Source organism: Pseudomonas sp. LBUM1653, from assembly GCF_059716115.1.
Genome location: NZ_CP166803.1, coordinates 6,532,805 through 6,544,745, shown reverse-complemented (window position 1 = coordinate 6,544,745; position 11,941 = coordinate 6,532,805). Strand labels below are relative to the sequence as shown.

Sequence of the window (11,941 nt, the reverse complement as noted above, 5' to 3'; positions counted from 1 at the left end):
TCGCTCCTACAAGGGATCGCATTTAAAAAAGTTTCAGCGGTTCTTCATTCAGCGCCGCGAGTTGCTCGCGCAACGCCAACACCTGATCTCCCCAATATCGCTCTGTGCCGAACCACGGAAAACTGCGGGGGAATGCCGGGTCGTCCCAGCGCCGGGCGAGCCAGGCGCTGTAGTGCATCAGGCGCAGCGCGCGAAGGGGTTCGATCAGCGCCAGTTCCCGGGGATTGAAGTCGTGGAATTCGTTGTAGCCGTCCATCAATTCCGACAACTGACCCAGGCAGTCCTGGCGATCACCGGCCAGCATCATCCAGATGTCCTGCACCGCCGGGCCCATGCGGCAGTCGTCAAGGTCGACGATGTGGAACATCTCGTCGCGGCACATCATGTTGCCGGGGTGGCAGTCGCCGTGCATGCGAATGTTCTGATGCGGTGTATTGCTGTAGGCATCTTCCACACGCTTGAGCAGATCGCGGGCCACGGACTCGTAGGCCGGCAGCAGGCTGCGGGGAATGAAATTGCCTTCAAGCAAGGTAGCCAGCGAATCATGGCCGAAGTTTTTCACCGCCAACGCCTCACGGTGCTCGAACGGCTTGGTCGAGCCTACCGCATGCAGGCGACCGAGCAGTTGTCCCAGGCGATACAGCTGATCGAGATTGCCAGGTTCCGGCGCGCGTCCGCCGCGGCGGGGGAACAGGGTGAAACGAAAGCCGTTGTGCTCGTGCAGGGTTTCACCGTTGTGGATCATCGGCGCGACGACCGGCACCTCGACTTCGGCGAGTTCAAAGGTGAACTGGTGTTCTTCCAGAATCGCTTCGTTCGTCCAGCGCTGCGGGCGGTAGAACTTGGCGATCAGCGGCTCTGCGTCTTCGATACCGACCTGGTAGACACGGTTTTCGTAGCTGTTGAGTGCCAGAATGCGGGCATCGCTGAGAAAACCGATGCTTTCGACGGCATCGAGCACGAGGTCTGGGGTGAGCGTTTCAAACGGGTGGGCCATGCTGACTCCTGCGCGCAGCAGGCTGCTGCGTCCGGCCAGGCATGGTAGCGCAGACGGGGCTTCTTTAGGGGCTGGGCTTGAGATGTGTGGTGTCTGGGCTGACGCCATCGCGAGCAGGCTCGCTCCCACAGTGATTTGTGTCGTTCACAAAACCTGTGGGAGCGAGCTTGCTCGCGATGAGGGCCGATCAGGCACCGATGATCCCGCCATCCTCCCGGGTAATCGCCATCACCGAAGACCGCGGCTTGCCATTGGGCAAATGCTCAGGGAAGGTCGAACCACCGCTTTCCCCCGGATGCTGAATCCCGACGAACAACGTCTTCTGATCCGGCGAGAAACTGATGCCTGTCACTTCGCAGCCAACCGGCCCGACCATGAACCGACGAATCTCCCCCGTCACCGGGTCGGCGCAAAGCATCTGGTTGTTGCCCATGCCGGCGAAATCACCGGCATTGCTCGAATCCCCGTCGGTTTGAATCCACAATCGCCCGGCATCATCGAAAGCCAGCCCATCCGGGCTGTTGAACATGTTTTGCGGCGTGATGTTCGACGAGCCGCCCTTCGGCGTACCGGCATGCACTTGCGGGTTGCCAGCGACCACGAACAGATCCCAGGCAAAGGTGTTCGAAGCGTGGTCGTCGCGATCGGTGCGCCAGCGCAGGATCTGCCCGTAGACATTCTTCTCGCGCGGGTTCGGCCCGCCCAGCGGTTGCCCGTCTTCGCCGCGTTTGGCGTTGTTGGTGAGCGTGCAGTAAACCTGACCGTCCTTGGGGCTGACGACAATCCATTCCGGACGGTCCATGCGCGTGGCCTTCACCACGCTGGCCGCCAGGCGCGCGTGAATCAGCACTTGGCCCTGGTCGGCAAAACCGCTGCTGGCGTCGATGCCGTTTTTACCGTGGGTCAGTTCGATCCATTGCCCTTGGCCTTTGGGGTGATCGGCATTGCCGTCGCCCGCGTCGAAACGTGCCACGTACAGGGTGCCGTGGTCCAGCAGGTCGCGGTTGGCCTTGGGGTTCTGGTGATTGATCTTGTCGCGGCTGACGAACTTGTAGATGAACTCGCCGCGCTCATCGTCGCCCATGTACACCACGGCGTGGCCGTCGCTGGTTTCAGCCAGGGCGGCGTTTTCATGTTTGAAGCGACCCAGTGCGGTGCGCTTGACCGGGGTCGATTGCGGGTCGAACGGGTCGATCTCGACCACCCAGCCGTGACGGTTGAGTTCGTTGGGATTGTTTGCCAGGTCGAAGCGCGGATCGTGTTGATGCCAATTGATGTCTTTGCTGGTCGCCACCGCGCCGTAACGTTTCTGCGCGGCGTCGAACTTCTGCCCGGCATCGTTGCTGCCAAAGCAATCGGTAAAGTTCTCTTCGCAGGTCAGATAGGTGCCCCACGGCGTCTTGCCGTTGGCGCAGTTCTGGAACGTGCCGAGGACTGTTTTGCCTTGCGCATCGGCACTGGTTTTCAGCAGTGCGTGACCGGCGGCCGGGCCGCTCAGGCTGATCGGCGAATTGCCGTGGATGCGCCGGTTGTAGGGCGAGCCCTGGACGAACTGCCAATGCCCGTCCTTGCGCTGCACTTCGATCACCGTCACACCTTCGCAGGCCAAGGCCTTGTGCACTTCTTGCGCCGATTGCGGCATGCCCGCATGGGGGTAGAGGTAGCGGTAGTTGGTGTATTCGTTGTTGATCGCCATCAGCGCCCGGTTGTTGTCATCGGGGAAGGCGAACAGGCTCATGCCATCGTTGTTGTCGCCGAACTGGACTTCCTGATGCTCAGCGGTGCCGTTGCCGCTCGCGTCGAAGGCAGGGCCGTTTTTCTGCAGGGGCTGACCCCAACTGATCAGTACCGAAGATTTGTAGCCGGGAGGCAGGCTGATCGCGTCGCTGGTCGCGGCGGGAATGCTTTCGAAACCCAGCAACTGGCTGGTGCCGGCGTTGACACTGGCGGCCAGTACGCTGCGGCTCAGCAGGTTGCCGCCGAGGAACATGGCGGCACCGCACAAGGCACCTGCGCTGATAAAGCCACGACGGCTGAGGCCGACCATCTGTTCGAGGTCGGTGGGTTGGTTGTCTTCTAATAGGCTCACATCAGGCTCCCTGCGATTTTTGCAGTCACCTTAATCGTGGGCGATGAAGCTTTTGTTGCAGTTGTATTTAAAGCGGCGTGCCGAGCAATACGTTGGAGGGCGAGAACTGCGCGCGTACCGGTTTTCCGCTGGTCAGCTTGCGCGATTGCAAATGCCAGGGTTCAACCAGGGCGCAGAGCGTCTGGCCATTAGGCAGGCCAATGCGTACTTCGCAGGGACCGTCCTCGGCGTCGAGGACCTCCTCAATGATGCCTTCGAGGCAATTGTGTCCGGGTGTTGCTTCGTCGCCGCTGCCGAGCACATCGAGCCAACCGGCCTTGATCAGGGCGACGACTTCGGTGCCGGTTTGCAGGTCAAGACGCAGGGTGCTGTCGTGGGTGATCTGCGCAGCGATGCTCAAGCCTTCGGCCAGTTCAAGGCGAATCCGATCGTTATGGCCCTGGGTTTCAATGGCCGCGACTTTTCCGTGCAACTGATTGCGTGCGCTGGTCCTGAGCATCAGGCGACCGAGCAGGTCGAGGTCGCTGGCGTCTTCAGCGGCTTCCAGTACCTGGGCTTGCAGCGCCTGCAGCTTTTGATAGAGGCGCAGCACCCGCTCGCCTTCGGCGGACAGCTTGGCGCCGCCACCCCCTTTGCCACCGACACTGCGTTCCACCAGCGGTTTCTGCGCAAGGTTGTTCAGCTCATCGATGGCATCCCAGGCGGCCTTGTAGCTCAGGCCCGCGCTTTTTGCCGCGCGGGTGATCGACCCCTGCTCGGCGATGTGTTGCAGCAGGGCAATGCGTTGCGGGCGGCGGACAATGTGCTGGGACAACAACGTAGGCAAGGACATGGCAAGACGCTTTGGGCTATGACGATGGGAAGGACGTTGGCGGCTGGAGGCCCGGGAGTCAAGTCACGGCGACTCGCCAGGCTTGGGTGTACGCGCCAGGCAATAGACGTCGACCCGTTTGGCGCCTGCGTCTATCAACAGGCGGGCCAGTGCTTGCGTCGTGGCTCCAGTGGTCAGTACGTCGTCCACCAGCGCCAGGTGGCGACCCTTCACCGATGCGTCGGGTGCCAGGGCGAAGGCGTGGTGCAGGTTCTTTTTGCGTGCTGCGGCGTTCAGGTCTTGTTGGGCGTCGGTGTCTTGGGGTCTCACTAGCAGCCGTTCATCGGAAGGTACGTCGAGGTACTCGCTGAGCCAGCGCGCCAGCATCGCCGCTTGATTGAACCCTCGTTGGCGTAGACGCCGGGTAGCCATCGGCACGGGTACCAGCGCATCGGGGCGCGGCAGGTCATCGTCGTAGTGATGTTGCAGGGATTGAGCGAGAAGTTCGCCGAGCAGGTGGCCAAACGGCCATTTCGCGCTGTGCTTGAAGCGGGTAATCAGGCTGTCGATCGGGAAGCTGTAAGTCCAGGGAGCGACCACTCGCTCGAAGGCCGGCGGCTGCTTGAGGCATTGGCCGCACGTCATGCCGGCAGCGGGCAAGGGCAGGGCGCAGGTCTGGCAGTGATCGCCGAGCCAGGGCAGCTCGGTTTCGCAGGCCATGCAAAGCGGCGTGGTGCCATCGGCGGCTTCATCGCACAGCAAACAGTATTGGTTGTTTTTTAACCAGATGTAAACCTGCTCGTCGTATCGTGGTTGACAGCGCATGACTCTTCCTTAAATATGCCGAAACATCTGTGATGCGCCTGTGGAAATTCCATTTCCCGGTCGCCTGCCAAAGCATAAAACAAAGGAAACGCCCATGAGCGCCAGCACCTCTGCAACCCTGCGTCATGACTGGTCTTTGGCCGAAGTCAAAGCACTCTTCGTTCAGCCATTCAATGACCTGTTGTTCCAGGCACAGACGGTGCACCGCGCGCATTTCGACGCCAACCGCGTCCAGGTATCGACCCTGCTGTCGATCAAAACCGGTGCCTGCCCGGAAGATTGCAAATATTGTCCGCAGTCCGGTCACTACAACACCGGCCTGGAAAAAGAAAAGCTGATGGAAGTGCAGAAGGTCCTCGAAGAGGCCGCGCGTGCCAAGGCCATCGGGTCGACCCGTTTCTGCATGGGCGCGGCGTGGAAACACCCGTCGGCCAAAGACATGCCTTACGTGCTGAAGATGGTCGAAGGCGTTAAAGCCCTTGGCCTGGAAACCTGCATGACCCTCGGCCGCCTCGATCAGGACCAGACCGAAGCGCTGGCAAAGGCTGGCCTTGACTACTACAACCACAACCTCGACACCTCACCTGAGTTCTACGGCAGCATCATCACCACCCGCACCTACAGCGAGCGCCTGCAAACCCTGGCCTACGTACGTGATTCGGGGATGAAGATCTGCTCCGGTGGCATCCTAGGCATGGGCGAGTCCCTCGATGACCGCGCCAACCTGCTGATCCAGCTGGCCAACCTGCCGGAGCATCCGGAGTCGGTGCCGATCAACATGCTGGTGAAAGTCGCTGGCACGCCGCTGGAAAATGCCGACGACGTCGACCCGTTCGACTTCATCCGCATGCTCGCGGTAGCGCGGATCCTGATGCCCAAATCCCACGTGCGCCTGTCCGCTGGCCGCGAAGCCATGAACGAGCAGATGCAGGCCCTGGCGTTCTTTGCCGGCGCCAACTCGATTTTCTACGGCGAAAAACTGCTGACCACCGCCAACCCGCAGGCGGACAAGGACATGCAACTGTTCTCGCGTCTCGGCATCCTGCCGGAAGCCCGCGAAGAACACGCTGACGAAGTGCACCAGGCCGCCATTGAACAGGCGCTGGTGGAGCAGAAGAGCAGCGAGCAGTTCTATAACGCGGCTGTTTGAGTCTTCCACCAACTTCTCTGGTTGGAATGCAAAACACTGTGGGAGCGAGCTTGCTCGCGATTGCGTCAGGTCCGTCGACATCAGATGTGAATGTGACGCCGCCATCGCGAGCAAGCTCGCTCCCACAGGGATCGCATTCATTTTGATTTCTGTGATTGAGCTCCGAGGCCTGCATGTCTTTCGATCTCGCCGCACGCCTGGCTGCCCGTCGTGCTGAAAACCTCTACCGCCAACGTCCATTGCTCGAAAGCCCGCAAGGCCCGCAGGTGGTGGTCGACGGCCAGCCATTGCTGGCGTTCTGCAACAACGACTACCTGGGCCTGGCCAATCACCCGCAAGTGATTGAAGCCTGGCGCGCAGGGGCGGCAAAGTGGGGTGTGGGTGGCGGGGCTTCGCATCTGGTCATCGGCCATAGCGGTCCGCATCACGCCTTGGAAGAAGCCTTGGCCGACCTCACCGGTCGTCCGCGTGCCCTGCTGTTCACCACCGGCTACATGGCCAACCTCGGGGCGGTCACGGCGTTGGTGGGGCAGGGCGATACGGTGCTCGAAGACCGGCTCAATCACGCCTCGTTGCTGGACGCCGGACTGTTGTCCGGCGCACGTTTCAGCCGCTATCTGCACAACGACGCGACGAGCCTGGCCAATCGTCTTGAGAAAGCCACCGGCAATACGCTGGTCGTGACTGACGGCGTATTCAGCATGGACGGCGACATCGCCGATCTGCCGGCGCTGGCGCGAGAAGCCAAGGCCAAAGGTGCGTGGCTGTTGGTTGATGACGCGCACGGTTTCGGTCCCTTGGGTGCCCACGGTGGCGGCAGCGTCGAGCATTTTGGCCTGAGCCAGGAAGACGTGCCGGTACTGGTCGGCACCCTCGGCAAAGCGTTCGGAACGGCGGGTGCTTTTGTAGCCGGCAGCGAAGAGTTGATCGAGAGTCTGATCCAGTTCGCCCGCCCCTACATTTACACCACCAGCCAACCACCGGCCCTGGCCTGCGCGACCCTGAAAAGCCTGGAACTGCTGCGCAGCGAGCATTGGCGCCGCGAGCATTTGCAGACGCTGATCCGCCAGTTCCGCCAAGGCGCCGAGCAGATCGGCCTGGAGCTGATGGACAGCTTCACGCCGATTCAGCCGATCATGATCGGTGACGCCGGGCGCGCGGTGCGCTTGTCGCAGATGCTGCGTGAACGCGGCTTGATGGTGAGCGCGATCCGCCCTCCAACCGTGCCGACCGGCAGCGCCCGACTACGCGTGACCCTGACTGCTGCCCATAGCGAAGCGCAGGTACAGCTATTGTTAGAGGGACTGGCCGATTGTTATCAACGACTGGGAGCGGAGCCTGGCCATGCGTGATCGACTGATTCTGTTGCCCGGCTGGGGCCTCGGAATTTCGCCGCTGCAACCGTTGGCCGCAGCCTTGCAAGGCCTGGACGAACACCTGCGGGTGGAAATCGAGCCGCTGCCTGAGCTGGACTCGAGCAATCTTGAGCTATGGCTCGATGAACTCGACGCCAGCGTGCCACAGGACGCCTGGCTGGGTGGCTGGTCGCTGGGTGGCATGCTCGCGTCCGAGTTGGCGGCGCGCCGTGGCGACCGTTGTTGTGGCCTGCTGACCCTGGCGAGCAACCCTTCTTTCGTCAGCCATGAACAATGGCCAAACGCAATGCCCGGCGAAACGTTCGATGCCTTTCTGGCGGGTTGCGCTGCCGATCCGCGCATGACCTTGAAGCGCTTTTCATTGCTCTGCGCCCAAGGTGCGCAAGACCCGCGCGGCTTGTCGAGGCTGTTGTTGGGGGGCGCGCCACACTGCGCAGCGGCGGTGCTCATGAGTGGCCTGGAGTTGCTCGCGCAACTGGACACCCGTCAGGCCCTGCAGACATTCCGCGGTCCGCAATTGCATCTGTATGGCGGCCTTGACGGGCTGGTGCCGGCCGAAGCCGCCGAGGCGTTATTGACGTTGCTACCGGATGTCGAAATCGGTCTGATCGAACAGGCCGGCCACGCGTTTCTCCTGGAAAATCCCCACGGTGTCGCGGGGGCGATCCAGGCCTTTTTGCATGAGTGCGGTGATGACTGATTTATCCCTTCCCAAATTGCCCGGCGGTTTGCCCGACAAACGCCAGGTAGCCGCTTCGTTTTCCCGTGCGGCGGCAAGCTACGACAGCGTGGCCGAGTTGCAACGTGATGTCGGTGGCCAGTTGCTCCGCCGTTTGCCAGAGGCGTTCGTGCCGCAGCGCTGGCTCGATCTTGGGTGCGGCACCGGCCATTTCAGTCGTGCGCTGGGTGAGCGATTTCCCGACGGCCAGGGCGTGGCGCTGGACATCGCCGAAGGCATGCTCAATCACGCCCGGCCGTTAGGTGGCGCCACGCACTTCATCGCCGGCGACGCCGAGCGAATGCCGTTGCGCGATGCGACGTGCGACCTGGTTTTCTCCAGCCTGGCCGTGCAGTGGTGCGCGGACTTTGCTTCGGTGCTCAGCGAAGCGCATCGGGTACTCAAACCGGGCGGTGTGTTTGCATTTGCTAGTCTCTGTGTGGGCACGTTGTTCGAGCTGCGTGACAGCTGGCGTCAGGTGGATGGCATGGTGCACGTCAACCGTTTCCGCGGGTTCAGCGTTTATCAACAGCTGTGCGCGGCCAGCGGCTTGCGGGCGATCAGCCTGGAAAACCAACCGCATGTGCTGCATTACCCGGACGTGCGCAGCCTGACCCATGAACTCAAGGCCTTGGGGGCGCACAACCTGAACCCTGGGCGGCCGGGCGGCTTGACCGGTCGGGCGCGGATTCTCGGCCTGGTCGAGGCTTATGAGCAGTTTCGTCAGGTCCGAGGTCTGCCGGCGACTTATCAAGTGGTGTATGCCGTTTTGGAGAAACCCTTATGAGCTCCGCGTATTTCATCACCGGTACCGACACCGATGTCGGAAAAACCACGATTGCCGCTGGTCTCCTGTATGCGGCGCGATCAGCCGGGTTAAGCACGGCAGCGGGCAAGCCGGTGGCCTCTGGCTGCTCGGTAACGCCCAAGGGCCTGCGCAACGCTGACGCGCTGGCGTTGCTGGCGGAGTGTTCGGTGCCCTTGACTTACACCCAGGTCAATCCGGTGGCACTGGAGCCGGCGATTGCGCCGCACCTGGCCGCGCGTGAGGCAGGCATCGTGTTGAACGTGCAATCGCTGCTGACGCCGATGCGAGAGATACTCGACATGCAGGCCGACTTCACTCTGATCGAGGGTGCTGGAGGCTGGCGCGTACCATTGGCGGACCAGGACAACCTGTCGGACCTGGCGATGGCGCTGGGCCTGCCAGTCATCCTGGTGGTCGGTGTGCGCCTGGGATGCATCAACCACGCGTTGCTGACGGCCGAGGCGATTGCCCAAGACGGTTTGCAGCTGGCGGGATGGGTGGCGAACATCATCGATCCGAAGACCTCGCGCCTGGAAGAAAACCTCGCAACCCTCGCTGAACGCCTCCCGGCGCCATGCCTGGGTCGGGTGCCGAAGCTCAAGGTGGTCACGGCCGAAGCGGTGGCGGAGCACCTGCAACTGGATCTCCTGGACTAGGTATTGGCTATGGCGCGGCACTGTGCCATTAGCGTTTTTGACGGGCGATTTCTCGGTATGTCTGCTTCAATGAGTGTTGTTGGCTCTTTAAGCGTTGATGACTCTTTGCAAGGACGAGCTCTTCCATGGAAATCTCGGGAAATACCGCTTTTTATGCCGGTCTGAGCACTGTTCAGACGGGGCAGAATCGTGTCGATCAAGCCGCCGGACAAATCGCCAACACGACGATTGAGCGTTCGGTGACCAGCCAGTCTTCCGAAGCTCAGGTCGATCGCCTGCGTTCGGTCGACCGCAGTCGGCAGTCGGGCCTCGTGAGCAATATTATCGAGATGGCCGAAGGCCGGTTTCAGGTGGAGCTGGGCGCAAAAGTCGCCAAGGCTTCCGACGAAATGCTTGGCACCCTGATCGACACCTACGCCTGAACTCACGCTGAAAGCGCACCGCCTGACGGTACGCTTTCAGCGTGAGTCCTGTTACCCATCATCTTTCTCGCGCTGCGCGTTGCTTAGGTCAACGGCGTCAGGCCTGCGTGCGCGTTGATTGGTCGTCGAATGACGAATGGCGAAAGATCGGTGCTTGACAAGATTTGGGCGTAAACGTATGTTTCAAACAACTGTTTGATCGTTTCGACAACGGTCGCTCATTCCCGGTTACATCAGCAGAGGTTTATCGCTATGCCTGACTACAAGGCCCCCTTGCGTGATATTCGCTTCGTTCGTGACGAACTGCTCGGCTACGAAGCGCACTATCAGAGCCTTCCGGCTTGTGCAGACGCAACTCCGGACATGGTTGACGCCATTCTCGAAGAAGGCGCCAAGTTTTGTGAGCAGGTGCTGGCTCCGCTGAACCGCGTGGGTGACACCGAAGGCTGCACCTGGAGCGAGTCCGGCGTTAAGACTCCGACCGGCTTCAAAGAAGCCTACAAACAATTCGTCGAAGGCGGCTGGCCAAGCCTGGCCCACGACGTTGAGCACGGCGGCCAAGGCCTGCCGGAGTCTCTGGGTCTGGCGGTCAGCGAAATGGTTGGCGAAGCCAACTGGTCGTGGGGCATGTACCCAGGTCTGTCCCATGGCGCGATGAACACCATCTCCGAGCACGGCACGCCTGAGCAGCAAGAGGCTTACCTGACCAAGCTGGTATCCGGTGAATGGACCGGCACCATGTGCCTGACCGAACCGCACTGCGGCACCGACCTGGGCATGCTGCGCACCAAGGCCGAGCCTCAGGCCGACGGCTCCTACAAAGTGTCCGGCACCAAGATTTTCATCTCGGCCGGTGAACACGACATGGCCGACAACATCGTGCACATCGTGCTGGCCCGCCTGCCGGATGCGCCGGCTGGCACCAAAGGCATTTCGCTGTTCATCGTGCCGAAGTTCATGCCGAATGAAGACGGTTCGATCGGTGCGCGTAACGCCGTGTCCTGTGGTTCCCTGGAACACAAGATGGGCATCCACGGCAACGCCACCTGCGTGATGAACTTCGACGAGGCTACCGGTTTCCTGATCGGCCCGGCGAATAAAGGCCTGAACTGCATGTTCACCTTCATGAACACCGCACGTCTGGGTACCGCGCTGCAAGGTCTGGCCCACGCCGAAATCGGCTTCCAGGGCGGTCTGAAATACGCTCGTGATCGTCTGCAAATGCGCTCGCTGACTGGCCCGAAAGCGCCGGAAAAAGCCGCTGACCCGATCATCGTGCACCCGGATGTACGTCGCATGCTGTTGACCATGAAGGCATTCGCCGAAGGCAACCGCGCGATGGTCTACTTCACCGCCAAGCAAGTCGACATCGTCAAGTACGGTGTGGATGAGGAAGAGAAGAAGAAGGCCGACGCACTGCTGGCGTTCATGACCCCAATCGCCAAGGCGTTCATGACCGAAGTCGGTTTCGAATCCGCCAACCACGGCGTGCAGATTTACGGCGGCCACGGCTTCATCGCCGAGTGGGGCATGGAGCAGAACGTTCGCGACAGCCGCATTTCGATGCTGTACGAAGGCACCACCGGCATCCAGGCACTCGACCTGTTGGGCCGTAAAGTGCTGATGACTCAAGGCGAGGCCCTCAAAGGCTTCACCAAGATCGTCCACAAGTTCTGTCAGACCAACGAAGGCAACGAAGCTGTCAAAGAGTTCGTCGCACCGCTGGCTGCATTGAACAAAGAATGGGGCGAGCTGACCATGAAGGTCGGTATGGCCGCCATGAAAGATCGCGAAGAAGTTGGCGCGGCCTCCGTGGACTACCTGATGTACTCCGGTTACGCCTGCCTGGCCTACTTCTGGGCTGACATGGCGCGCCTGGCTGCCGAAAAACTGGCTGCCGGCACCTCCGACGCGGCGTTCTACACCGCCAAGCTGCAGACGGCGCGCTTCTACTTCCAGCGCATCCTGCCGCGTACCCGCACTCACGTTGTAACCATGCTGTCGGGCGCCAACAACCTGATGGACATGAAAGAAGAAGACTTTGCGCTGGGCTACTAAGCCTTAACGCTGTTCTTCAAAAAGCCGCTGT

General features: G+C 61.2%; 11 protein-coding genes. 7 read left to right on the top strand and 4 right to left on the bottom strand.

The annotated features are described in order from the left end of the window. Window positions 1-22: 22 nt before the first annotated feature. The 4 genes from ACA054_RS29630 to ACA054_RS29615 all read right to left on the bottom strand — a co-directional run bounded on the left by ACA054_RS29630 (window position 23) and on the right by ACA054_RS29615 (window position 4,722). Entirely contained in the window at window positions 23-997 is a 975-nt protein-coding gene (locus tag ACA054_RS29630) for a serine/threonine protein kinase (protein WP_497687304.1), read from the bottom strand. 187 nt (window positions 998-1,184) lie between these two features. After that, window positions 1,185-3,086, bottom strand: coding sequence for a PhoX family protein (locus tag ACA054_RS29625; protein WP_497687303.1), 1,902 nt, complete (start codon window positions 3,084-3,086; stop codon window positions 1,185-1,187). 67 nt (window positions 3,087-3,153) lie between these two features. Continuing rightward, window positions 3,154-3,918, bottom strand: coding sequence for a TOBE domain-containing protein (locus tag ACA054_RS29620; protein WP_497687302.1), 765 nt, complete (start codon window positions 3,916-3,918; stop codon window positions 3,154-3,156). A 63-nt stretch (window positions 3,919-3,981) separates the two neighbouring features. Further along, complete coding sequence (locus tag ACA054_RS29615; RefSeq protein WP_497687301.1) at window positions 3,982-4,722, bottom strand: ComFC family protein; 741 nt, start codon at window positions 4,720-4,722, stop codon at window positions 3,982-3,984. A 94-nt stretch (window positions 4,723-4,816) separates the two neighbouring features. Here ACA054_RS29615 and bioB point away from each other — a divergent pair, with 94 nt between their 5' ends. The 7 genes from bioB (at window position 4,817) to ACA054_RS29580 (ending at window position 11,910) form a co-directional block, all read left to right on the top strand. Continuing rightward, window positions 4,817-5,872, top strand: a complete 1,056-nt coding sequence (bioB, locus tag ACA054_RS29610; RefSeq protein WP_497687300.1) for a biotin synthase BioB — start codon at window positions 4,817-4,819, stop codon at window positions 5,870-5,872. Window positions 5,873-6,045: 173 nt separating this feature from the next. Further along, a complete protein-coding gene (bioF, locus tag ACA054_RS29605) occupies window positions 6,046-7,224 on the top strand; it encodes an 8-amino-7-oxononanoate synthase (RefSeq protein ID WP_497687299.1) in 1,179 nt (392 codons plus the stop codon). After that, complete coding sequence (locus ACA054_RS29600) at window positions 7,217-7,948, top strand: alpha/beta fold hydrolase (protein WP_497687298.1); 732 nt, start codon at window positions 7,217-7,219, stop codon at window positions 7,946-7,948. Before bioF ends, ACA054_RS29600 begins: the two co-directional genes overlap by 8 nt. Then, complete coding sequence (gene bioC / locus ACA054_RS29595) at window positions 7,941-8,753, top strand: malonyl-ACP O-methyltransferase BioC (RefSeq protein WP_497687297.1); 813 nt, start codon at window positions 7,941-7,943, stop codon at window positions 8,751-8,753. Before ACA054_RS29600 ends, bioC begins: the two co-directional genes overlap by 8 nt. After that, window positions 8,750-9,430 carry a dethiobiotin synthase gene (bioD, locus tag ACA054_RS29590; protein ID WP_497687296.1) on the top strand — a complete coding sequence of 227 codons (681 nt, stop codon included), beginning with the start codon at window positions 8,750-8,752 and terminating at the stop codon, window positions 9,428-9,430. The genes bioC and bioD overlap by 4 nt, the downstream gene beginning before the upstream one ends. A gap of 125 nt (window positions 9,431-9,555) precedes the next feature. Continuing rightward, window positions 9,556-9,852, top strand: coding sequence for a pyrroloquinoline quinone biosynthesis protein PqqE (locus ACA054_RS29585; protein WP_497687295.1), 297 nt, complete (start codon window positions 9,556-9,558; stop codon window positions 9,850-9,852). A 252-nt stretch (window positions 9,853-10,104) separates the two neighbouring features. Beyond that, window positions 10,105-11,910 carry a phenylacyl-CoA dehydrogenase gene (locus ACA054_RS29580; RefSeq protein ID WP_497687294.1) on the top strand — a complete coding sequence of 602 codons (1,806 nt, stop codon included), beginning with the start codon at window positions 10,105-10,107 and terminating at the stop codon, window positions 11,908-11,910. Window positions 11,911-11,941 lie beyond the last annotated feature (31 nt).